Below are 23,092 nucleotides of genomic sequence, written 5' to 3'. Positions count from 1 at the left end.
CCCCTAATCTAGGTGTGTAGATAAGCGCTAATTGAGTGATGTAGGCGATTTCTAATTCCTCATTGAAATGGCTTCGCCTAAGGGCCCGCGGCGCAATAACAATAACAGGAGAGTAAGATGTCTAACGAATTTACAGGTAAGACCGCTATTATTTCTGGCGCCGCTGGCGGCATAGGGTTAGCGCTGGCAGAGGCATTGGCAGGGCAGGGTATGAATATCGTCATGGGCGATATTGATAACGTAGCTTTGACAGAGTCGGGTAATGATTTACGAGAGAAAGGTTTTGACGTACTAACCTGTGCCCTTGATGTTACCGATTACGCTCAGTGGGAAGATATTGTAGCTAACGCCAAAGAGAAGTTTGGCAGGGTTCATATGGTCATCAATAATGCTGGTGTTGGCGGTACGCCGGGGAAAGTTGAAGATTCGGAGCATGAGACCTGGCGCTGGGTAATGGACGTCAACGTTATGGGCGTACTCTATGGCGCACAAGCATGCGTGCCAGCTATTAAAGAGCACGGCGAAAGAGGCTGGGTGCTAAATGTGGCGTCGATGGCAGGAATGATGGGCATGCCATATGCGGCGGCCTATTGCGCATCAAAGGCTGCGGTTGTTTCTATGACAGAAAGCTGGGTACCAGAACTGAAACCTTTTGGCATCCATACTTCTGTATTGTGTCCAGCATTCGTGAAGACCCGCATTCACGAGTCGTATAGAAATAGGCAGCAAAAATACGCAGTAGCCGCTGAAAAACGCATTAATAAAGAGAAGCTTAAGGCCGGAGCTCAAGCAGCCACTAAAGCAGTAGAGTCGGGAATCGATGCCTCTGTGCTAGCTGAACGCGTGATAGAGGCGCTTCAGTCAGAGCAAACTTATATTTATACACACCCGAATTATCGAAAAGTTACTACCGCGCGCTTTAGCGCGATTGATAGCGCCTTTGTCGATGCTGAGCAGAGTCAGGCTGTTGGTCATCTTATTGATGATGAAATCGTGACTTTTTAGTTCATTCGCGGCTACGGTTTGCGTATAAACACACGAAAGTGCCCTGAATTTTGTATTCCAAAAGCCGTTATATAACGGCTTTTGATGTTGTGAGAGTCTGAAGGTCAATGACGCGGTCACAGACTTTTTCTAGCTGTGTTCTATCGTGGCTGATAAAGAGCACCGTGCAATTTTCTTCTCTGCATTGATCGACAAGTAAGTGAGTAATTGCCTTACTTGTAATGGGGTCGAGCCTAGATGTTGGCTCGTCAGCTATAAGTAGCTTGGGCTTTAGTAGCAGCGCGCGCAGCAATGCAATGCGTTGAAGCTCACCTCCACTTACTTCAGAGGCGCTGCGCTCAAACAATCGCTGGTTAAGGCCTAGTTGAGATGAAAGTAAATCAGCACGCTTTTTAGACACCTTGTGAAGCTTTATTACGTCATCAATCAATGATTTAAGCGTAGTGTGGTCGGAAAATGAACTGGGGGGATCTTGATACAGCTTTAGGGTTTGATAACGGTGTAAAAGCGTATGAAACGCAATATTGCCTTGATAGGGTAGAAGCCCAAGTAGAGCATCACCTAGAGACGTTTTTCCACTGCCGCTATCACCACAAAGCCCGACAATTTCGCCTTCCCCTAAAGAAAAACTAAGGCCAGTAAATAGTGTACGGTTACCTCTCATAATTGTGAGGTCATTCACCGATACCAGCGGTGCAAACCTATGCGTTTTTTTCGTTGTAGCCGTCCAGTGTTGCGGAGCCGACGCAATAAGGGTTTTGGTATAGTTTGAAGACGGGGAGGACAGTATCTTGCGGGTATCACCTGTTTCAACCAGTTTCCCGTTTTTAAGCACCATACATTTACCACCCAGTGCCTCTGCCACTGAAACATCGTGCGTAATGGTAAGTAGCGTACCGTCGTTAGCTTTTTGCTTTAGTTGCTCAATAATATGATGTTTGCGTCCGGCATCTAGCCCTTTTGTGGGTTCGTCGGCTAGAAATAAAGGTGCATTAGTCGCTGATGCACAGGCAAAAGCAACACGCTGTGCCATTCCACCGGAAAGTTGAGAAGGGACCTTATCACTGTCGTCTTTAAGAGCCAGGTTGTCTAGCTGTGTCTTCGCACTCTTTTGTGCTTCGCGAGCACCGTTACCCAATGTAAACCGAAAAACTTCGGCGACTTGCTGGCGAATTTTCATCATTGGGCTTAGAGAATGCCATGGCTCTTGCGGCAGCATAACAATGTCTCGCCCCCACAATTGTTCACATTCACGTCGGTTCGCACGAAGCATATCTACACCGTTTACCAGAACATTTCCCGTAACCTTCAGTGCAGGCGGTAAATCACCCATAATTGCTTGCGCTAGCAGACTTTTACCTGCCCCAGTTTCACCCAATATAGTAAGCGTCTCGCCTTGTTCAAGGTTAAGGGATAAATCCTCTACAATAACGGTGTCTTGCGCGTAAATTGATAAGTGTTCAATAGCAATATATTGGCTCACAGTTTGCGCTCCAATGCATCACTCTTTGATAGTCTACTGCTGCTGTCAAAAATGAACTTATTTAAACGAGGTGTTTTGTCACTCTTCGCAGAAAGTAAGTGAAAGCCCAGTACGAGAACGAATAGGGCGAAAATAGGTTGTGCGAGCAGCCAAGGTGCTTCGTGATAGTATGGAAAAAGCTCAACTATCATCAGCCCGAGTTCAGGGCTGGGTGGTTTTAAACCAACATAAACGAAGCCCACCGATGCCATGGCGATAATTGAGGAGGAGGCACCAAAAGCAGCAAGTGATAACACGTCTTGTCGAATGGCAGGCCATATATGCTTACTAAATAAATAACGTTTTGGAAAACCCATTAGCGCAGAGTTTTCCAGTGCAGGGCCTGTCACTACTGGTAGAGTGATAGCACGTACCAGCCTGAAGTATTCGACGGCCAGTACTAAGGAAATGGCTAAATACAGCATAATGAAAGAGCCGGGTACTAGCGCCGCGAAAAGAAGAATAAGTACCAGTCCGGGGAGCGCCAATATCGTATTGGCAATGAAATTCAACGTCGTATCTACCCAACCTCTACACCACGCTGCAATTACGCCCGTTAGCACGCCAATGATTGATGAACTTAATACACACAGTGCAGCGAGAGAAAGTGATATGCGCAGACCCTCTGAGATTCTGGCCAACATGTCTCGTCCGAACTGATCTGTACCTAACCAATGTTGCGCACTCGGGGCTTCGAGCACTTGCTTTAAATTTTGTTGATTACCGTTTGTTCCCAATAGAACAGGCTCGCCCAACGCAAGTAATAAGAGCAGCATCAAAAGTGAAAAGCCAATCACTTTTTCAATAGGTAAGGCGGGTGTCTTCATTGGCTATACCCTCGATTCTCTCTCACCCTTGGGTCGAGTGCATACTGACTTAAATCGACTAGTGTGTTGACCAATACGAATAACATGCCCATCAGCAAAGCTGTGCCTTGTAACATAGTGATGTCGCGGGCAAAGACAGCATGGGAAAGTCCGTGTCCTATGCCGGGCCAAGCAAAAAGGCTTTCAATCATAATTACGCCTTCAATTAAACCGATAAGCTGTATGCCCATGAAGGCTAGAGCAGGTATTACAATGTTAGGTAGCGCATGGCACCTGAACGCCTCTAGAGCGCTTAACCCTTTTATCTTGGCGAAATGGAAATAACCCGATTGAACCGCATTAACAGTACTATTGCGAATTACGCGGTTTGATATAGCCGCCAGGCTTAACCCTAAGGTCATTACAGGTAATATGGTATAGACAAAGCCAGAAGAACCCGCAACCGGTAGCCAGTTGAGCTCTAGTGCAAAAATAAAGATGAGAATTAGCCCCAAGCAAAAGACCGGTTGAGAGCGCACGAACGTGGAAAATACTAATGCTGTTTTATCAAAAAGAGAAGCACGGCTTTTAGGAGTATTTTCACTTTTTCGAGCGCTTCTGATGCCGCTATAAATTCCCAGAGGAAACGCAATTAATGCGGATACCAGAATAGCGAGTCCAGCGAGAACAAGGGTGTAAGAAAGCTGATTTTGTAGCTCAACAACAATGGGGGCACCCGTGACCAAGCTTTTGCCTAAATCCAGAGAGGCTAAATCAGTCATCCAGCTTACGTACTGTTCGAAAGCGCTTCTGTGCAGACCAAGTTCTTCTGCTACGGCGTTAGCGGCACTTGTACTTACCGCATCGTCACCGTAGCGGCCAGCCGCTATTTTGTAAGCCAAATCTCCAGGTAGTGAACGGGTTATAACAAATGTGAGTGTGCCTACACTCCACGCCATCAGTACAGCTTGAAGCAGCCGTTGAAGTAGAATTTTTCTCATTAGTATGGGGCTATTCTCATTTGAGATACGCGAAAAGAACGCTCGTAAGGGTCGAAGCTGAAGTTTCTTAGTCGGCTAGAAGTCGCCGTTTGCTGCACATAGTACATAACGGGGATAAGAGGAACGTCTTGCTGAACTTCTTGCATAATTGATGATATCAACGATTTGTAAGCGTGTTCATCCGTGGTGTGACTCAATGTCTTTAAATCGCTAAACACTTTTTCATTTTGCCAGTTCATTGGCCCCCAATCGCCGCCTTCTTTTGAAGAAAAGTCAGCCAGCATTATACCGAGAGGGTCTGGGATGTTAGCAAAGTTACGCGCCATAAGTGCAGTTTGTAATGTACCATCAGCATGCCCTGAAGGAATGGCACTTACATTTTCCATATGGACAGAGAGCTTCACTCCAATGCTAGCCCACTGATCTTGAATTGCCGTGGCAATGGTAATGAGTTCTGGGCGATTGGCATAGGTAATCATATCCAGCGTTAAAGGTGAGCCATTTTTGTAGCGCACTCCATCCTCACCTACTAACCATCCCGCGTCGGTTAGCAGCTGTGCCGCTTTTTTCCTGTTTAATAATAAGTCGCCATTTTCAACGCTATTATTAATTGTTGGATTATTGTCAGCGTCACTCATTGAAATAGTATTGGTAGCATTATCTGTAGAAGAACGAATATGCCAGTCTCGAATATTTGGGCCAAATAGCTGATCAGCAGAGATATTCGATATACGCATTACGCCAGATGCAATGCCTTTTCTGTCAATCGCTAAACTCAGTGCTTGCCTTACTTTTACATCTGAGAGGATAGGATGGCCGCTATTTAACTTAACTAAAGTGGTGCGAGGGATCCTGTCGCTAAACACGTTTACGTTAGAGTCAGTGCGCAACATGCTAACCGCGGCAGGGTCGAGGTTGTACACAATATCTGCTTGCCCCGTTCGTACCATAAGCGCCCGCGTCTCAGAGCGGTGACCCGTTACGTACTCAACGTTTTCAATAACAGCGGGCTCGCCCCAATAATTGTTGAAGCGTGTGGTTGTAATATTGTGGGGTGGTTCAAAGTGCGTAATCTGATAGGGGCCTGTACCTATTAAGGTTTTAATTCGATTGAACTTGCCGAAGGTTGCAGGTGCCACGATCGCAGTTGCATAATTACTTAACAGGGAAGGGAAAGGACGGTAACTTTGGTTCAAGGTGAACTTGATAGAATATTCTGATACCACCTCCATGTTGGCGATCATATCTTTTGAAAATGGCGTTGGTTTACCAAACGCGACCGAAAGGCTTTTGTAGACGGCGTCGGCGGTCATTAATGTGCCGTCATGAAAATACACATCAGGACGTAAATTAAATGTCCAAACAGTAAAGTCCTCATCATTTGACCATGAGCTAGCAAGTCCTGGGATAAGCTGACCTTGGTTATCCACGTCTATGAGAGTTTCCAGAATTTGCATTCGTGTAAACATGTAGCCGGTACTTGCCGGATCGTTATTGACTGGTTCAAAAGGACCACTAATCAGAATTTTGTTTGTAGGTTGTGAAGGTGTGCAGGCACCAAGTAGAACGCTGGCAACGACGAGTAAAATTGTTAGATGTCTAATTCGCATATTATTTTTATGTATTCCCTTCGAGCCTTAAAGCTTTTTCGTGTCTATTTGAATCCTGTGAATCAGTATCAGTATTCTTAGGCTGACGCCCTGAATAGTAAAACAAAGAGCCAGATTGGATAATATACGATTCGTTGAATAAATGTACAGATTGAGTCGGTAGGGCTAAACTACTTTTTGAAAAAATGCACTGGCTAATGACCATCAAGATATTAAGTAATGTTAAGTCGGTGCACAATATTTTCAACTTTTGAAATGGGCAGTTGGTCGTATGTTACATTGTAACTTTAAGCATTTATTAGTAATGCTATAGAGTGATAGTACTACAAATTAAAAAAGGGTTTTGAGCCCTATCAAACACACTGGATAACAATAATGAAAAAGCTTCTTAAAGCGGCAGTTGCTGTATCAGTTGCACTTGCGTGCACCCCCGCCTTTGCAGGCAAAAACGACAAGAATGAAGTCTTCAGCAGTTCAACATTCAAAGCCATGGAGCTGAGAAATATTGGGCCTGCGTACATGTCTGGGCGTATCGCTGATATCGCAGTCGATCAGAACAATCCCTCAACATGGTACACCGCGGTGGGCTCGGGTGGCGTGTGGAAAACTACCAACGCGGGTACGACCTGGACGCCAATTTTCGACGACCAGCCAGTTTACTCCATTGGTGACGTGACCATTGCGCCAAGCAACTCAAATATTATTTGGGTGGGAACGGGCGAAAATAATGGTGGCCGTCACATCAGCTTTGGCGACGGTGTATATAAATCGCTAGATGGCGGTCAAACCTGGAAGAATATGGGTCTGAAGAAGTCAGAGCACGTTTCTGACATTATTATTCACCCTACAAATCCAGATATTGTATGGGTATCTGCCCAAGGGCCATTGTGGAGTGGCGGCGGCGAGCGTGGGCTTTATAAGACGATCGATGGCGGTGAAACGTGGAAGCAAGTGCTTAAGCCAGCTGACGAATGGACCGGGGTAACATCACTACTTATTGACCCGCGTAACCCAGACAAACTTTATGCTGCAACGTGGGCGCGTCAGCGTTCAATTGGCGCCTATGTGGGAACGAACGAAGGCGCAGGTATCCATACTTCCAGCGACGGAGGCGAAACCTGGACTGAACTTAAAACAGGTTTACCACAAGGCAACATGGGTAAAATAGGTATGGCTATATCACCCATGAACCCAGATGTGATTTATGCCACCATTGAAACCGATAATCGCGGTGGTGGCTTCTACCGTTCAGCCGACCAAGGTGCTAGCTGGACTAAAATGTCAGATGAAGTAGGCGGTGGCACAGGTCCTCACTACTATCAGGAAATATTCGCTGACCAACATCAATTTGACCGTGTTTATATTGCCAGTAACTACAGCAAAGTGTCGGATGACGGCGGCAAAACGTGGACGCCCATCAACACTAAACGCAAGCACGTAGACGACCACGCCATGGCGTTCCATCCTACCGATCCAGATTTCGTATTGATGGGATCCGATGGTGGTATTTATATGTCTCACGACAGAATGGCGAATTGGCGCTTTATGGCGAACCTTCCATTAACCCAGTTCTATAAAGTAGCGCCAGATGACTCTAAACCATTTTATAAGATCTACGCTGGCGCACAGGATAATTCCACCCAAGGCGGTCCTTCGCGCACTATGCGTGAAGAGGGGATAAAGAACAAAGATTGGTTCTTAACCTTGGGCGGTGATGGGCACGGCCCAGCGGTAGAGCCTGGTAACCCTGACATTATGTATTCGCAGTGGCAGCAAGGAAATTTAGTGCGTGTCGATACGACTACCCGAGAAGGGGTGTATGTTAAGCCTCAGCCACTACCAGGCGACCCTGCAGAGAGGTTTAACTGGGATGCGCCGATTAATGTGTCTGCTCATGATCCTGCGCGTATCTATTTCGCCTCACAGCGGGTTTGGCGAAGTGATGATCGCGGTGACAGCTGGACTGCAGTGTCGGGCGATCTCACTAAAAACGGCAATCGCATGCATTCGCCACTTATGGGGCGCACGTGGTCAGTAGAAGCCGGCTGGGACCTGTATGCCATGACAGAGTTCCATACTATTGCCAACTTTGCTGAGAGCCCGGTAGATGAAAATATTCTGTGGGCAGGTACCGACGACGGTATTATCCAAGTGACCACTAATGGTGGTAAATCTTGGAAAAAGATTGAGCTAGATGACATTAAGGGGATTCCAGCCAATTCGTACGTGAATGATATTCGCGCTGACTTGTTTGATCCCAATACGGTGTACGTTGCACTTGATAATCATAAATATGGTGATTACAAGCCTTACTTAATTAAGTCGACTAACTTAGGGAAAAGCTGGACTTCATTAGCTGATGATTTACCTGAAAAACACTTAGTGTGGCGTATTGTACAAGACCACGTAAATAAGGACTTATTGTTTATCGGTACTGAATTCGGTGTGTTTTTCTCGGTAGATGGCGGTAAAGACTGGGTTGAGTTAGACGGTGGTATGCCGACCATCTCAACCCGCGATGTGAAAATTCAACGTCGCGAGAATGACTTAGTCGCAGGTACGTTTGGTCGCGGTATCTACATACTTGATGATTATGCGCCGCTGCGTTCATTAACCGAGAAGTCGATGCAAAAAGACGCCATCTTGTTTGCGCCAAGTCGACCGGTTAAGTGGTTCCAGTTAGATGATAATCACACAGACTCTGATGGTGACGATCGCTTTGTTGCCGAGAATCCCGAGCACGGTGCAACTTTCACCTACTACTTGAAAGACAGTTTGCTAACGACAAAAGAAAAGCGCCAAGAAGCAGAGAAGAAACTTATAGAAGACAAAAAGTACCCTAAGTATCCAAGCTGGGAAGCGGTTGAAGCTGAAAACCAAGAAGCTGCCCCCGCTGTGTATGTCGAAGTACGCGACAGTGATGGTGACTTAGTGAAGCGTGTAGAAGGTAACACAAAGAAAGGCTTACACCGTATTACTTGGGATATGAAATATTCACTCACTATTCCGCTTACCGACAAAGACAGCAAGAACAATGGACTCATGGCGCTACCAGGAAGCTATACCGCGACGTTATTTAAGCGAGAAGGTGCCACAGTAACAGCGCTTTCTGAGCCAGTGTCGTTTGTATTGGAATCTATCTATGACGGCGCGCTGAAAGGTGCTACGCACGCTGAAATTGAAGCATATGGTAATGCGGTGAACGATGCGCAAAAACGTGCATTATCATCGACGACTGTACTGAAGCAATTAAAAGAAACCATGGACCTTTTGCGTACCGCGATTGATCGCACGCCAAGTGATGTGAAAAGTCTTGAAGCGCAATACGCTGCTATTCAAGATGAAATTAACGGGGTAAACAAAGTTCTGTTTGGCCTTTCATCTCGCGATAAGATGGGTATTAAGCCTGCAAATGTGTTGAGCCGATTGGGCTATGCCCGTTCTGCACTAGGGTCTTCTTACGGACCAACACAGCAGCATAAAGACCAGCTCGGTTACGCCAACGATGGTCTAGATGATGTAGTGAAGCGAATCGGTACATTGCAGCAGCGTGCTGTACCATCACTTCAACAAGCGGTGGTTGATGCTGGTGGACCGTGGACTACGGGTCTTCCTGTAATCGCTAAATAGCGGTAATTGAGCATCATCTTGCTAAGTACGCGGCGGTAGTTTTACTGCCGCGTTTTTCATTTTCTTCGCCAACTTTTTCGGTGCACACTTATTTTCACAGGTAAGTATCGCGTAGTGAGATCATCATTGTTTTCTTTTTTGCTAGATTCAAGTTTTTCAGTGTCTTCTAAATCCTCGTCTGGTTTATCGGTATCTATTGCAGCACTACCTTTACTGCTTACATCATCTTTTAGCGTTGCCCAAGGTTCACCACTCAAGGAGGTAGAGCGCTACACAGTAACGGCTGCACGACCCTATTACGACGAGACGCTTTCGCGCATTTTTCCGCAATATGAGTTTGATAAAAGTGGCCTAGTAGCGCCGTTACATACCAATGATGTCTTACTTCAATCTCCTTCTGTGTCGTTAAATGGGCAGGGTGGGCAAATACAAAGCATCAGTATCCGAGGGTATTCGCGGTGGCGAATTCAAACCCTGCTAGACGGCGTACCGATTGTGAGCGACAGGCGTGCAGGGTCTAGCATAGGCTTTATTCCACCTGACTTTATTTCAACAGTATCTGTATTACCGGGCGCCGCTTCCACTTACCTAGGCTCGGGAGCGATAGGTGGCGCGGTGAACTTGCATTTTGGGGAAATTCAAAAGCCTCACCTACGCGTTGGCTACAGCAGCAATCAACAAATGAAGGCGCTGAGCTATGCTGGCAGCACACGCCGTGCAGACAATAGCAACAGCCTAACTGAAGAGAGCGAGACAGACTGGAACATTTCATACAGAAGCGCCGACAATGGAGAAGATGCGACCGGGGGCTCGCTGTTTGATCAATTCGAACAATCAGGGCTATTTGTTAGACACAGGCCGGTAGATAGCGTCATAAAAGAGGCGTGGACGCTTTATTCTGATAATAACGACATTGGTAAGTCGAGCAGTGACTTCCCAGAAAGTAGAATAACCACCTACCCAGACAACACGCACTGGCTTGGCAAAATAGCGTTTGAAAGTCATTTATTTACTGGAAATGTCTGGTGGCATAAATCTAGCCTAGACACCTCGGTGTTGCGACCAGAAAGCCGCATCAACGACAGCGAAAACAAGGCGTTTGACTATGGGTTTAACATAAGCACAGATACCCAGCTGAAAGACTGGGATTTGAACTGGCAGCTACAAGTTACTGGTCGAGACGGCGTAGTGGCAGATGAGAGAGAATTCACATTAACACCAGCGGAAAGCGCTTCATCTGACACCACATCGCCCAGTTTTATAACAAACGCATTTGAAGCAGAGCTTGCCTATGAAGTGCGTACTCTCGATGCAAGCGAGATTACTACCGCAGCGGTTGCTGATGCCTCACGTCAGTGGCAAAGCTTGTCGCTCGCCCTTGGCGCACGGGCTGACTGGCAGCGCCAGTCTGATGATTCAGGTGCCAATACATTCCAATCTAGCACTGCTCAGACTAACACTAATCTAAGCGGGTATTTAGGCGCAAATTATCAGCTTTCTCAGCATTGGGCGGCCGGTATGTATGTGTCTAGCGCGTTTCGAAATCCTTCCTTAACTGAACGTTTCTTCGCTGGCGAAACGCCTCGCGGTACTGTGTTGGGCAGCCTCAAACTTGAAACAGAGCAAGCGTTAAATATGCAAGCCAGTGTCGCTTACAGCAGTGAGCAACTGCAAGGCTCGATAGAGGTGTTTAATCAGAAAATTGATAACTATATTGAACGCATTTTGGTTGCTGAAGATGTGCTTCAATATTCTAATTTAGACAGTGCAACGATAGAGGGGGTGAGCTATCAACTTAGTTGGCAATCGCACAATGACGCATTAGACGCTCGACTTAGCGGAATGTGGATTAGCGGTGAAGACGATTTGGGTAATAGCATCGCAGATATACCTGCAAACAGTCAGAGGCTTGATTTAGGCGTTCAATGGCAAGCTGTTCGATTTTTTACGGTATTTGCCTATCGTGCAAGTAAGACGGATATTACTGACGGAGAGCGAGCTCTTGATGAGGTATTTACGCTGGACATGGGCGCTGATTGGCAGATAAACGAGCGGGTTCAGCTTCAAGCTAGCTGGCGCAACTTAACCAATCAACAGTATTACACCAGTGCTGATGACAAAGCGGCATTTGCGCAGGGCGAAAGTGTTCAACTGGCGATAACTTATCTGTTATGAGTTGTTTAAGGGCTGACGAAATTTGTTCTTTCGATATTTACTTTTCATGGTGGTGTACAGCATGACAAGGCCAGTTACCCACAGCACAAAAAGCAATAGGGCAGCGGGCAAAAACAGCCATAGCTTAGCGCCCTCAAAGAACCAGCTACCGTCATGAATAGCTTCAATGGTGTCTGTGCGTCGGTACGCAACCTGAAGTACATCACCATTTTGTGCATTCAGTTGAACTTCCCAATGGTTCTTCCCTCGCACTTTAATGATGCCTTTTGTGGGGCGCACGTCTAATCGGTCTATATCGTCCCAGCTGTTTAAACTAACCTCAGGCACTTGTTTTACAGCGTGTAGCACTTCGTCGAAGGAAATCGTAGGCCCGTTGGTTTGGGTACTCTGCACTTTTTGTGTTGGTGGTTGGATCCAGTCGAATTCTTTTTTAACCTGCAATAATAAACCGCTCGCAATAACAATGATCACAGGAATAAAAATAACCAGCGACAGCCACAAGTGAATACTGCGGCTGTATTTGCGACTGTTCTTGCGAAAGGAACCGGACATGAAACAACACTAATACTAAAACAATGAAAACATTGCTTACTATACGGTAATCTCAATAGGCAGTAAAAACCCTCTAACGCGAGGTTTACCCGTTTAAACGGAATTGCTTAGCGTCATTTGATTGCAGGGTGATTAAAGTGAAGTTTCGTGTCGCAGGTAAGGGAGGCCACTGATTCAGTCAATGTCATTTCACCTATCTCTTGCCATTGGGCTTTATCTACCCCTGCATCGTTAAAATTGGCAGCAGATAAAACCCAAGATAGCGTCTTATTTGGATAATGCTGCAACGACAACTCATCCCTAAAGTCATCTTTATTCACAAGCGGAGTATCAGGTTTCAACGACGCTTTTAGCCAGTAAGGGCCTTGCGTAACATTCTTCGCTTTATCGTTGTTGGGAAGCACTACTTCTGCCAAATGCGAAACAGGTCTAAAACGCGCATTCGCTTTTTCACCGCTAAACCCCTTATCAGCTTCTTCAAGCTCGCTTTCCAAGCGATAAGCGGTGAGCAATTGACTAAAAGGCGGCAATTCGCCCAGAGCGGGCTCGTTGGTCATAGGTAAGTTGGCCACGTGCTGGGTTTTAGTGCCACCCAGCGAGTGCATTAAAAATATGTTTTCAGTAACCGTACTTTGGGTATTGGGGAAAAGCTTGATTGCCATACCAAAAGCACGCTTATCTCGCTGCTTTGTACCGCTTAAGCTGACTGACGCTCTTACGATAACCGGCACGTTTGTGCGTGCTTGAAAAAGCCCGGAGTAAGGGCTGCTGTGATTAATTTTCCATGTGCCAGCGAAGCAAATACCATTAGCTTGAAGTAGCTTATGCTTGGTACCTAATTCTATAAAATTTGCGTTGGAAGAAAGGGTTCTTTTAGCGTGACTTAGCAGCAGGTTTTCACCGTCAGCATCGAAGTGTTTCCGCGACACTTCATATTGCGGTAGCGCCGAATAGGGATCTGAAAAAACACGGCTTTTTACTTCTTCGAACGAAGTCGACGTTGTTGTGAATAGCGATTGGTTTTCAGTTGTATCAGAAGAAGCGAGTGCGTTGCATGACGATAAAACTAGTGCAAAAAAACGGCACGCCGTGAAAGTATTTTTATGTGTAATAGGTCTTTGTTGATACTGTGTAGTTCGAAAAAGGCGCATTGACATGGCGTGCTCCCCTGGTATCACTAGAAATCAACAACTTCTTCATACCCAAAAACGCATGGGTGAACATTTCACCCCAAATCAGTTGCTGGGCCGCACGCACACCATAGGTTGTGTTGCTGTTGAAATCACGCAAAAGTGTAATCTTGACTGCACCTTATGCTATTTATCTGAGCATTCGCAAGCGGTTCGCGACATTCCCATTCAAGAAGTATATAAGCGATTAGACAATGTCCTTCGTCACTATGGTCCTGGTACCAGTATACAAATAACCGGTGGTGACCCTACGTTAAGAAAGCGCAGCGAGCTAATTGAAATTGTCGAATATGCCAATAAGCTCGGCTTACACACTGCACTGTTTACCAACGGTATTACTGCCTCCCGTGACCTGCTTGCATCTTTAGCTAAAGTTGGCTTAAACGATGTCGCTTTTCACGTTGATACCACCCAAGAACGTAAAGGTTTCCCTGATGAAGCATCGCTAAATGCTATCCGCGAAGAATACATAGAGCGGGCCAAAGGCTCGGGGCTTATGATTATTTTTAACACCACCGTGCACACCGACAATTTCAAAGCGCTTCCCGTGCTGGTGGATTTTTTTGTGCAGCATGCAGACGCCGTTAGTTTCGCCTCGTTTCAGCTACAGGCAGAAACGGGCCGAGGGGAATGGGGAGCAATAGCTGATGTAATTGACCCCATAACGGTGAAAGCCGCTATAGAAAAAACAATTAGCAAAGCGCTGCCGTGGGAAAAAGTACGTATTGGGCATAACGACTGTCATAGCTACATGCCAACGTTAGTGGCTAATAAACAGGTTTATTCCGTCGTTGATGATGCACACTTATTTGCGCAGTTCATTGAGGATTTTAAGCACATACAAACAACTCGACAGCACGGCATGGCAAAGATTTTATGGGATTACAGTAAAGCACTGCTTGCTAGGCCAAAGTGGATTTGGACACTGGCTAAAGCGACCTCATTGAAACTGTTTGAAATGCGTAGCAGCCTTTTCAAAAGCAAAGGACGTGTGCACAAATTGTCGTTTTTTGTTCAGAACTTTATGGATGCCAACGCCCTTCAGCAAGACAGAATTGATGCGTGTTCATTCATGGTTATGACCGCAGATGGTCCTATCTCTATGTGCAAGCACAACGCCGAGCGCGATGAACATATATTGAAACCTCTGACATATACCGACCGCCATGGGCAGAAAAAGCAGTACCAGCCACTTGGAGAACGCTACAAACAAAATAATGTAATACCCATTCGCGAAATCCCAGATACAGCAACACCTAGTTCGCTGTCAGCAAATGCGCTTAGTACAAATGGCAAGCGTCACCATCCAGCCAAAAGCGTGTAAGGAGAAGATCATGAAGCCTCGCCGATTTCCTCAATTTGGGAGTGTGTTAGCCATTATCTTGTCCATGCTGCTGTTGTATATTTTACCAGCTGCTAACAGTAGCCAGGCATCTGATAAGCGGAGAATTGACTACAGTGTTGAAACCGCAGCGATAAAAGAGCTTAAGCAAGCCTATCGAAAGGCATCGCAAGACTGGGAATATGTACTCCAACACTATGTAGATGATCAGGGACGAACCGATTTCAAAGGGTTATCTAAAGATATAGCGCCCCTTGAAAACGTCATTAATTTTATTAGTTTTGCTAGCCCTGAAATGACGCCTGGATTGTTTGACTCACCACAATCCGTAATGGCCTATTACATCAATAGCTATAATGCGTTAGCCATGTACGGTGTCATTGAAAAAGGTATTCCCGATGGCTTTACCAGTTTCTTTTCACGAGCAGCTTTTTTCAAGTTTCGCGATGTGGTGATTGGCGGTAAAGTCACAAATTTATATGATTTTGAAAACGATATAATTAGACCGCTTAACGAGCCCAGAGCCCACTTTGCGCTTAACTGCATGGTAAAAGATTGCCCAAGGCTACCACAAACGCCGTTTTATGCAGAAACCTTAGACGACACACTTGAACAAGCCTCCCGTGAGTTCTTTGAGAGTAAGAAACACTTTTACTTTGATGACAAACACAAGCGCGTGTACGTTTCGGAAATCCTCGATTTTTATACTGAAGACTTTGTCGCTTCAGGAAAAGCAAAGGACTTACCTCAATACATTAACCAGTATCTAGTCGAACCTATTCCTAAGAATTATAAACTGCGGTTCATTGATTATGACTGGCGTATTAATGCACAACCGGAACAAGGGAAGGTTTCAATATCTACAAATAGCGACGTGGATAATGCTTCAAGCCAATCCGCAAAGAACCCTATAGTTAAAGCTGCCCTTACTCTGCACTCTAACGAAAGCAAAGCGTCAGGTTTAGCACATACACTAGCGTCAGAATCAGCGCTATTAACTACGCTGTCATCTACGCCGCTGCTAGCAACAGATGTAGCGACAGACGTATTAATTAACGAATCAACAAACACGCCTTTTATACTTACCAGTACGCCTAATCAAACAACCGTCTTGGAACTTTATACATCCCAAGGTTGCAGCAGCTGTCCGCCTGCGGAAAAATGGATTTCACGTTTTGTCGAGAGCGATAAATTATGGACAGAACTGGTTCCCATTAACTTTCACGTGGACTACTGGGATTATCTAGGCTGGAAGGATCCATTTGCTGACAGTACTTTTAGTAAACGGCAGCGAGACTACAAGCGTGTAGGCAAAGCAAACACCATTGCCACGCCAGGTTTTGCTTTAAACGGTCGTGCTTGGAATGGATGGTTTCGGGGGCAGTCGTTACCTAACCGAGTCGCCCCTTTGTCTGGTGCGCTTCATGCTTCGGTTCAAAACAACATCGTTGATGTGTCCTTCAACAATATCAACAGAAGTACATCGAACACGCTAGTTGTTCACGCTGCGTTACTTGGCTTTGGCATAGAAACCTCAGTCAAGCGGGGAGAAAACGCTGGGCGTAAACTCACTCACGACTTTATAGTAGTCGATTATGAAAACGCGTTATTGAGTAGCAATGGCGACAATGCTCATGCTCAGCAATATGTGGCTAGTCTGCCTTTACCCAGTAATACTCATATAAAAGCCAAAAAACACGCCCTCGTTGTTTGGGTCTCTGATACCAACGATCCCTCGCCACTTCAAGTTGCTGCGTCTTGGTGGTTACAAGGTACTGAGTCTATGTGACGTAGAGAGTTATTGCTTTGGAAATGAGTTGCGCTTTGCTTTCTTAGTTATCCCACGTAGAGTAGATGTTATCGACAATTTTCGGAGCACGGGGTTTGTGCTACCACATTGGAATTAAAACAGATGAAGCGAAACAACACCCCAAAACCGCAAAAATTATCGCAAGAAGTATCGCAACAAAAAGAACCTAATATCCCTCAAGAGGCGTTTGATTGGTACGATGAATACGCCCACGGGGACATAGACCGTCGAACGTTTTTAACCAGGCTTGCTTCGCTTTCAGTTGCAGGTTTGTCCGTGAGCGCTATTGGTGGCGCACTGATCCCTGACTATGCCAAAGCAGAACAGGTTTCGTTTAACGACCCCGCTATTAAAGCAACTTACGAAGTTTTTTCTTCGCCCAAAGGCCATGGTGAAGGCGGCGGTTATTTAGTGCAGCCTACTAGTCTACCGGAGTCTGGCGTTGCGCCTTGCGTTTTAGTGGTTCACGAAAATCGCGGGTTAAACCCTTATATAAAAGACGTAGCCAGAAGGCTCGCCATGCAAGGCTATGTAGCGTTTGCACCTGATGCGCTGTTTCCGTTAGGTGGCTACCCGGGAAATGATGACGATGGCCGTGCTATGCAAAAGAGCCTTGATAAGGACAAGATAGAACAAGATATGGTAGCGGCAGCACTGTGGTTAAAAGAGCACGAAAAAACCACAGGCAAGCTTGGTGTAGTAGGTTTTTGCTTTGGTGGGTATATTGCTAATTTTCTAGCAGCCAGCATACCTGACAAGGTGGACGCTGCTGTTCCTTTCTACGGGACCCCAGCGAAACAGCCCTTAGTCGATCAAGTAAAAGGCCCCTTATTGATTCACTTTGCTGAAAACGAGAAGCGAGTGAATGCGACATGGGAGGAATACAAAGTAGTATTAGAAAAAAATGCTGCTGAGTACGAGGCCTTTACTTACGCTAAAGCACAGCATGGCTTTCACAACGATTCAACAAGTCGTTATAGTCCCACAGATGCTGAATTAGCGTGGCGTCGAACGGTAGACTTTTTTGATAGCCATTTGAAATAGTAAAATGTTAAGCGGCCTTGTTAGGCCGCTTTTTTTGCTTAGTTTTTACCTGCGATTATTTTATCCATGGTAATGGGGAAGTCTCGTACTCTCACTTTGCATGCATCATAAATTGCGTTAGCGATGGCGGCGCCTGCTCCAGTAATGCCTAGTTCACCAATACCTTTTGCACCCACTGGCGATGCCGCATAATCTGCCTCTTGTAAGAAATCCAGGCTAACTTCGGCAATGTCCCGATTGACTGCCACATGATATTCACCAAAATCTGGATTTACAAAGCTTGCCGTGTCTTTATGGTGATGGATCCCTTCAGTAAGTGCGTAGCCAGCGCCCCATACCATTCCCCCTTTTATTTGAGATGCGGCTGTTTTCAAATTCAAGATTTGCCCCGCGCTGAACATACCGTATTGGCGAAGTAGCCTAACTTCACCCGTGTATTCATCTACCTCAACTTCCGCGAAATGAGCGCCACATGAATACTGCTCGTCATCGCTGGTGTCATCTTCGGATACGTTACCGGTTGCTGATATGGGGAAGTCGCTGTCGGACATAAAGTTGGCGAGTAATACCGGACTACTTACATCATCATCATCACCTTGTGCAATCGAGACTAACTTTATTTGCCCATCTAAAATTTGTACTTCAGCTTGGCTAAGGGCTGGGGGAAGTGAGCTTTTAATATTCGCAATAAGCGCTTCACAGGCTTTTTTAACCGCCGAACCAGAGCTCGCTGCGCCAAATGAGCCACCTGAACCACATGAAGCAGGGTAGCGGCTATCACCAAGTTTTACTGTGACATTGTCTACCGACGTATTTAAAGTATCGGCGGCAATTTGTGTGAGAATTGTGTAGGTGCCTGTACCAATATCTGTCATATCAGTGCGAACCGTTACCTCACCGGTAGCACTCAATTCCACTTCAGCTGAACTTTCTACCAGCACATTCATACGCATAGCACTGGCTACGCCATGGCCGATTTGTTTACCCGGTGTGGGCTGTGTTTTATGCTGCCACTTGAAGTTTTGCCCGCCTTGACGAAGGCACTCACCTAAGTTGTGGGTGGTAAACCGCGTGCCTTTCATAGGGTGAACTACGGGCAGGTTTTTTATGCGAAACGTAAGCGGGTCGACACCTGCTTCGTGAGCAAGTTCATCAATAGCCGATTCAAAAGCAAGGGAACCAATGGCATCTCCGGGAGAACGGGTAGAGTCGATAAGCGGCAGGTCTACGTCTTTGACCCTATGCGTACTTTCAATGAACTGAGATTTATAGGTAACCCGTGCGCCAGCCCCTGTTGCTTCGGCAAACTCATAGCCTTTAGCCTTTGGCATAGCGCTTTTGTGTTGTACGCTTAACAGTGCATGATCATCACCAGAAGCAAGGCTAATTTTCTGTATGCTGTGCCCTCGATGAGGGGTGTTATAAAAGACCTGTCGCCTGCTTAACACCACTTTTACAGCCCGCTCTAAATACCTAGCCCCTATACAAGCGAGCGTTGCATCGTAATGAAGACCTAGCTTAGAGCCAAACCCGCCACCTACAAAGGGGCTCTGCACTACGATGTCTGCTGCATCCATTTCAAGCGTAATCGCAAGCGCCTCAACAGCCGTCGCTATAATCTGAACGCTACAATAGACTTCAAGCTTTCCATCTTTAAAGTCGGCAACCGTGGCGTGAGGCTCCATAGCAGCAGAGATTTGGCTTGGTGTAGTATAAGTTTCGTTAATGCTTGCTTGAATATCACTTTGCTTCGGTTTATCACCACTAGACGCATCTGCCTCAAACCCACCATCTAGCGACGCAGGCTTTTGCGTTGCATCATCGAATTCTGTTAGCAAATCTGGTATTGCACCGTCTATGGTGAAGCTTACTAGACTTGCGGCATAGCGTGCTTGCTCCAACGTATCAGCAATAACTAGAGCGACCGGCGCACCGAAATGACGAATGTGAGGTTCGTTAAGTACGGCGCGACTTTGAGTAAACCGACTTTCATCCGCAGGCTTGCTAAATGGCTTAAGAGTCCCTGCATTTTTATACGTGATAACTGCATGTACGCCTTCGGCCTGTTCCGCTTGCTCTGTATTAAGGAATGTGATTTTACCTACGGCAGTATCACTTGATACAACCCAGCCTATCAAAGGAGTGCGATCGCTCATATGCTCCGCAGCGTACTTTGCTTGACCTGACACCTTTGCTGAACCATCAACTCGATTAACTGGCGTCCCTACAGTTTTGGCATTATGCGTTGTCATATAAAGCTCCTTCATGTGCTGGGTGCTTTACCTGATGTTCTGCTAACTCTAAAAGCACTTTTGTTAACGTCCTGCGCAATAGTTCTGGTTTAAAGTCATTACTGCCAAACGTTTTTGCTTCGGATAACTCAGCTTCCGCGGCTTGCAATATGACTTCTTGGGTTGGTTCCGCGCCTTCAAGAACACTGATTGCTTTTTGCGGATACCAAGGCTTGGTGCCCACACCACCAAAGGCGAGAGAAAGGTCTTTAATACGACCATCTTCAATTTTCAAACCAGCCGCAACAGAAACGAGTGCAAACGCATAGGAAGAACGGTCGCGTACTTTGTGATAGTACTGAGTACCGTTTGCTTTTTTCTTTATGCTGACATGGGTGATAAGCTCATCTTCGTCTAATTGGGTTTCTATGTGCGGCGTGTCGCCAGGTTCACGGTAGAAATCTCGTAGCGCGACTTGACGCGTGTTGCCATCAGGTTGCTGCGTATGTACCTGTGCGTTAAGCGCAATCATGGCTACGGCCATGTCAGAAGGGTGTGTGGCGATACAGCTCTCGCTAGTGCCAAATATGGCATGAATTCTGTTCATGCTGTCATATGCGCTACAGCCAGTGCCTGGCTCTCGTTTATTACAGGCTTTCGTGGTGTCATAAAAGTAATAACAGCGGGTACGCTGTAACAAATTGCCTGCCGTGGTTGCCCTATTTCTAAGTTGAACTGTTGCACCGCTTAATAAAGCTTGCGCAAGTAAAGACAGAGAGGGCTGCGTGTGAGCAAACTTCGCTAAGTCAGAATTCGTCACCATGGCGCCAATATAATAGTAATTGTCGTCTTCGCTGATAGCGTTAGCTTTATCCCATTTCGCAAGACTTACTAATGTTTTAGGCGTTTCTACCTGTAGTTTCATTAAATCTATTAGGTTTGTTCCTCCGGCCAAAAAACGTGATGTTGTGTCCAGGGGCAGGCTGCTCAACGGCTTCTCGCCGTTATAATGATGAAGAGTGAATGGCTGCATTATTGTCTCTCCAAAGCAATGACATCGGTTATAGCATCCACAATATTAGGGTAGGCGCCGCAGCGGCATAGGTTACCGCTCATGCGTTCGCTGATATCTTCTTTCAGTGAAGCTTTACTGTGGCGAGTTTGACTGTAAGTAACTGCGCTAGGGTCTTCATTTTTCATTTCCCTAAGCAGGGATACGCCTGAACATATTTGACCGGATGTGCAGTAGCCACACTGAAACGCGTCACGCTCGATAAAAGCTTTTTGCAGCGGATGAAGACTTTCACCTTCACCGATGCCTTCAATAGTTGTGACTTCAGCGCCTTCTAACTGGAATGCAAACACTAAGCATGCATTAATACGCTTGCCGTCAGCGATAACGGTACAAGCACCACATTGACCGTGGTCACAACCTTTTTTGGTGCCAAAAAGTGATAAATGCTGGTGGAGAAAATCTAACAAAGTCGTTCGTGGATCATCGGGAAGACTGACGTCTTTCCCGTTGAGATTTAATGTTGCCATGGAAGTATCCTTCTACCAATGAGCTCAATTTCGGTACGCCGATGAAATGAGCGAAACCAGATGTACAATGTCGTTACGCCAAGTACGTTAATTTGGTTTCACTATGTGTTGGTAGAAATTACGCACCCGACAGCCCGCAATAGATGCAAATGGCTAAGTAGTGTAAAATATGCGAAAGCGCACGTTGCGCTACACTGTAATCCATACCAATTATTGGCTACTCCACTTTTCAGGCCCATTTTCATGATCCACAACGATGTTTTACGTCGCCTTCGTTATGCATTAGCGATAAACGATACCGCCGCCATAAGTATTTTTAAATTAGTGAACTACGACATGGAAATTGATTATTTACATGCTGTGATGAAGCGGGAAGGCGAAGAGGGCTATCTGCCGTGTCGCGATAAGATTATTGCGCTGTTTCTAGATGGATTGATCATCAAAAACCGTGGGCGTCAAGAAGGGCAAACGCCTCAAGAACTGGGGCCAAAAGAGCGATTAAGTAATAATGAAGTACTGCGCAAAATCCGTATTGCGATGAGTTATAAAGATGACGATATGATAGCGGTGCTTAAACTAGCAGACTTTAGAATGAGTAAAGGTGAGCTGTCGGCGTTTTTTAGAAAGCCAGACCATCGCAACTTTAAACCCGCTGGCGATCAAGTGGTTCGCAATCTGTTGCAAGGTATGGTGAAAAAATATCGACCGGAGTCCACGCGACAAACTTCGCCTAAAAAATCAGATAGCCCAAGCACTTCTGGTACTAAGTCAGGCTCATTTAATAAAGGCGCTAGCAAACAAAAAGAAGCGGCTGGCAAAAACACCAATTCTAAAGTGCCGCCGGTGAAAAAGAGTGATGAAGGTTCGGTTTGGGGAAAGCTCCCTAAAAAATAATAGCGCTGTAAAAAATAGACGTTGTATAAAACGCATCTGAGGTAAAGCGCGTAAGAGGATAGACTAAGTGCTGTTGTGAAAAGAAAATTACCCCTCACTTTTATGCACTCGTTTTTAGGCAAAGCAAGATTGCCTTGCCTTAATTATCTATATCGCTAAGGACGACTATTATGAGCCGACATTTCGATAAGGCCGAAGGCCTGTATGAAGAGAAAGATGCCGCGACACAAGGTTTTGTGTTCAACCAAACTATGCTGCGCATTGCCGACCCCAAGCGTTCGCTAGATTTCTATACGCGAGTTATGGGAATGACGCTAATTAAGCGTCTAGATTTTGAAGAAATGAAGTTCAGCCTTTATTTTTTGGCGGCAGGTGATGATTTCTCTGATATTTCTGACGATGTAGACGAACGTACTCAGCAAACTTTTGGTCGCCCGGCCATGTTGGAATTAACCCACAATTGGGGCGATACTCCAGAAACAGTGGATTATCACAACGGAAATACAGAGCCAAAAGGTTTTGGGCACATTGGTTTTCATGTGCCTGATGCTGAAGCAGCATGTGCACGATTTGCATCACTAGACGTTCCTTTTCAGAAAGGGCTTAATGATGGTTCTATGAAAGGGATCGCATTTATCAAAGACCCAGACGGCTATTGGATTGAAATTTTCAACGCATCTAATGTATCCGCAACTTGCGCGCCCCATTTGAAGAAATAGGCGAGGCACGCGCTACGAT

The 23,092-nt window shown here is 45.9% G+C and carries 17 protein-coding genes; 8 read left to right on the top strand and 9 right to left on the bottom strand.

Annotated elements, in window-relative coordinates:
• Positions 1-117: 117 nt before the first annotated feature.
• Positions 118-1,005: an SDR family NAD(P)-dependent oxidoreductase gene (locus tag F0261_RS09355; protein ID WP_171337798.1), complete on the top strand. Its 888-nt coding sequence runs from the start codon at positions 118-120 to the stop codon at positions 1,003-1,005.
• 67 nt (positions 1,006-1,072) lie between these two features.
• On the opposite strand, the gene F0261_RS20215 is transcribed toward F0261_RS09355, so the two are convergent.
• Genes F0261_RS20215 through F0261_RS09335 form a run of 4 tightly spaced genes read right to left on the bottom strand, consistent with a single transcriptional unit; the run spans position 1,073 to position 5,944 of the window.
• Positions 1,073-2,488 (bottom strand): ATP-binding cassette domain-containing protein, encoded by a 1,416-nt coding sequence (locus F0261_RS20215; protein WP_171337797.1) that lies wholly within the window; start codon positions 2,486-2,488, stop codon positions 1,073-1,075.
• Positions 2,485-3,354 (bottom strand): ABC transporter permease, encoded by an 870-nt coding sequence (locus F0261_RS09345; protein ID WP_049587892.1) that lies wholly within the window; start codon positions 3,352-3,354, stop codon positions 2,485-2,487. The genes F0261_RS20215 and F0261_RS09345 overlap by 4 nt, the downstream gene beginning before the upstream one ends.
• A complete protein-coding gene (locus F0261_RS09340; protein ID WP_171337796.1) occupies positions 3,351-4,334 on the bottom strand; it encodes an ABC transporter permease in 984 nt (327 codons plus the stop codon). The genes F0261_RS09345 and F0261_RS09340 overlap by 4 nt, the downstream gene beginning before the upstream one ends.
• Complete coding sequence (locus F0261_RS09335) at positions 4,334-5,944, bottom strand: ABC transporter substrate-binding protein (RefSeq protein WP_014979943.1); 1,611 nt, start codon at positions 5,942-5,944, stop codon at positions 4,334-4,336. The genes F0261_RS09340 and F0261_RS09335 overlap by 1 nt, the downstream gene beginning before the upstream one ends.
• 375 nt (positions 5,945-6,319) lie before the next feature.
• Here F0261_RS09335 and F0261_RS09330 point away from each other — a divergent pair, with 375 nt between their 5' ends.
• Complete coding sequence (locus F0261_RS09330; RefSeq protein WP_171337795.1) at positions 6,320-9,574, top strand: glycosyl hydrolase; 3,255 nt, start codon at positions 6,320-6,322, stop codon at positions 9,572-9,574.
• A 159-nt stretch (positions 9,575-9,733) separates the two neighbouring features.
• On the top strand, positions 9,734-11,749 hold the full coding sequence (locus F0261_RS09325) for a TonB-dependent receptor (RefSeq protein WP_342339969.1): 2,016 nt from the start codon (positions 9,734-9,736) through the stop codon (positions 11,747-11,749).
• Here the strand turns inward: F0261_RS09325 and F0261_RS09320 are convergent.
• Positions 11,744-12,301, bottom strand: a complete 558-nt coding sequence (locus tag F0261_RS09320) for a PepSY domain-containing protein (protein WP_171337794.1) — start codon at positions 12,299-12,301, stop codon at positions 11,744-11,746. The two genes, F0261_RS09325 and F0261_RS09320, sit on opposite strands and share 6 nt — an antisense overlap.
• A 113-nt stretch (positions 12,302-12,414) precedes the next feature.
• The gene (locus F0261_RS09315) at positions 12,415-13,458 is read right to left on the bottom strand and encodes a hypothetical protein (RefSeq protein ID WP_171337793.1); all 1,044 of its coding nucleotides are present in this window, start codon (positions 13,456-13,458) and stop codon (positions 12,415-12,417) included.
• Between F0261_RS09315 and F0261_RS09310 the strand changes: the two genes are divergently transcribed.
• The 3 genes from F0261_RS09310 (at position 13,457) to F0261_RS09300 (ending at position 17,687) form a co-directional block, all read left to right on the top strand.
• Positions 13,457-14,815, top strand: a complete 1,359-nt coding sequence (locus F0261_RS09310) for a radical SAM protein (protein ID WP_171337792.1) — start codon at positions 13,457-13,459, stop codon at positions 14,813-14,815. The genes F0261_RS09315 and F0261_RS09310 overlap by 2 nt on opposite strands.
• 10 nt (positions 14,816-14,825) lie before the next feature.
• A complete protein-coding gene (locus tag F0261_RS09305; RefSeq protein ID WP_014979937.1) occupies positions 14,826-16,622 on the top strand; it encodes a DUF1223 domain-containing protein in 1,797 nt (598 codons plus the stop codon).
• Between the two features lie 123 nt (positions 16,623-16,745).
• Entirely contained in the window at positions 16,746-17,687 is a 942-nt protein-coding gene (locus F0261_RS09300) for a dienelactone hydrolase family protein (protein WP_014979936.1), read from the top strand.
• A gap of 38 nt (positions 17,688-17,725) precedes the next feature.
• On the opposite strand, the gene F0261_RS09295 is transcribed toward F0261_RS09300, so the two are convergent.
• From F0261_RS09295 to F0261_RS09285, 3 genes are read right to left on the bottom strand one after another with little or no spacing between them, the layout of a single operon-like run.
• On the bottom strand, positions 17,726-19,939 hold the full coding sequence (locus tag F0261_RS09295) for a xanthine dehydrogenase family protein molybdopterin-binding subunit (protein ID WP_171337791.1): 2,214 nt from the start codon (positions 19,937-19,939) through the stop codon (positions 17,726-17,728).
• On the bottom strand, positions 19,926-20,951 hold the full coding sequence (locus F0261_RS09290; protein WP_171337790.1) for a xanthine dehydrogenase family protein subunit M: 1,026 nt from the start codon (positions 20,949-20,951) through the stop codon (positions 19,926-19,928). The genes F0261_RS09295 and F0261_RS09290 overlap by 14 nt, the downstream gene beginning before the upstream one ends.
• Positions 20,951-21,460: a (2Fe-2S)-binding protein gene (locus tag F0261_RS09285; protein ID WP_014950302.1), complete on the bottom strand. Its 510-nt coding sequence runs from the start codon at positions 21,458-21,460 to the stop codon at positions 20,951-20,953. The genes F0261_RS09290 and F0261_RS09285 overlap by 1 nt, the downstream gene beginning before the upstream one ends.
• A 243-nt stretch (positions 21,461-21,703) precedes the next feature.
• Here F0261_RS09285 and F0261_RS09280 point away from each other — a divergent pair, with 243 nt between their 5' ends.
• Both F0261_RS09280 and gloA read left to right on the top strand, forming a co-directional pair.
• On the top strand, positions 21,704-22,354 hold the full coding sequence (locus tag F0261_RS09280) for a DUF1456 family protein (protein WP_171337789.1): 651 nt from the start codon (positions 21,704-21,706) through the stop codon (positions 22,352-22,354).
• A gap of 170 nt (positions 22,355-22,524) precedes the next feature.
• Entirely contained in the window at positions 22,525-23,073 is a 549-nt protein-coding gene (gene gloA / locus F0261_RS09275; RefSeq protein ID WP_014950300.1) for a lactoylglutathione lyase, read from the top strand.
• Positions 23,074-23,092: the final 19 nt, after the last annotated feature.

The organism is Alteromonas sp. 07-89-2 (assembly GCF_013113925.1).
In the GTDB taxonomy this organism is placed as follows: domain Bacteria; phylum Pseudomonadota; class Gammaproteobacteria; order Enterobacterales; family Alteromonadaceae; genus Alteromonas; species Alteromonas macleodii.
This window is presented reverse-complemented; position numbering and strand designations above follow the sequence as displayed.

Bases quoted from the DNA above. Each gene is read 5' to 3' on its own strand.
- F0261_RS09355 (WP_171337798.1), top strand. From the start codon at position 118: ATGTCTAACGAATTTACAGGTAAGACCGCTATTATTTCTGGCGCCGCT.
- F0261_RS09345 (WP_049587892.1), bottom strand. From the start codon at position 3,354: ATGAAGACACCCGCCTTACCTATTGAAAAAGTGATTGGCTTTTCACTT.
- F0261_RS09340 (WP_171337796.1), bottom strand. From the start codon at position 4,334: ATGAGAAAAATTCTACTTCAACGGCTGCTTCAAGCTGTACTGATGGCG.
- F0261_RS09335 (WP_014979943.1), bottom strand. From the start codon at position 5,944: ATGCGAATTAGACATCTAACAATTTTACTCGTCGTTGCCAGCGTTCTA.
- F0261_RS09330 (WP_171337795.1), top strand. From the start codon at position 6,320: ATGAAAAAGCTTCTTAAAGCGGCAGTTGCTGTATCAGTTGCACTTGCG.
- F0261_RS09320 (WP_171337794.1), bottom strand. From the start codon at position 12,301: ATGTCCGGTTCCTTTCGCAAGAACAGTCGCAAATACAGCCGCAGTATT.
- F0261_RS09310 (WP_171337792.1), top strand. From the start codon at position 13,457: ATGGCGTGCTCCCCTGGTATCACTAGAAATCAACAACTTCTTCATACC.
- F0261_RS09315 (WP_171337793.1), bottom strand. From the start codon at position 13,458: ATGTCAATGCGCCTTTTTCGAACTACACAGTATCAACAAAGACCTATT.
- F0261_RS09305 (WP_014979937.1), top strand. From the start codon at position 14,826: ATGAAGCCTCGCCGATTTCCTCAATTTGGGAGTGTGTTAGCCATTATC.
- F0261_RS09300 (WP_014979936.1), top strand. From the start codon at position 16,746: ATGAAGCGAAACAACACCCCAAAACCGCAAAAATTATCGCAAGAAGTA.
- F0261_RS09295 (WP_171337791.1), bottom strand. From the start codon at position 19,939: ATGACAACGCATAATGCCAAAACTGTAGGGACGCCAGTTAATCGAGTT.
- F0261_RS09290 (WP_171337790.1), bottom strand. From the start codon at position 20,951: ATGCAGCCATTCACTCTTCATCATTATAACGGCGAGAAGCCGTTGAGC.
- F0261_RS09285 (WP_014950302.1), bottom strand. From the start codon at position 21,460: ATGGCAACATTAAATCTCAACGGGAAAGACGTCAGTCTTCCCGATGAT.
- F0261_RS09280 (WP_171337789.1), top strand. From the start codon at position 21,704: ATGATCCACAACGATGTTTTACGTCGCCTTCGTTATGCATTAGCGATA.
- gloA (WP_014950300.1), top strand. From the start codon at position 22,525: ATGAGCCGACATTTCGATAAGGCCGAAGGCCTGTATGAAGAGAAAGAT.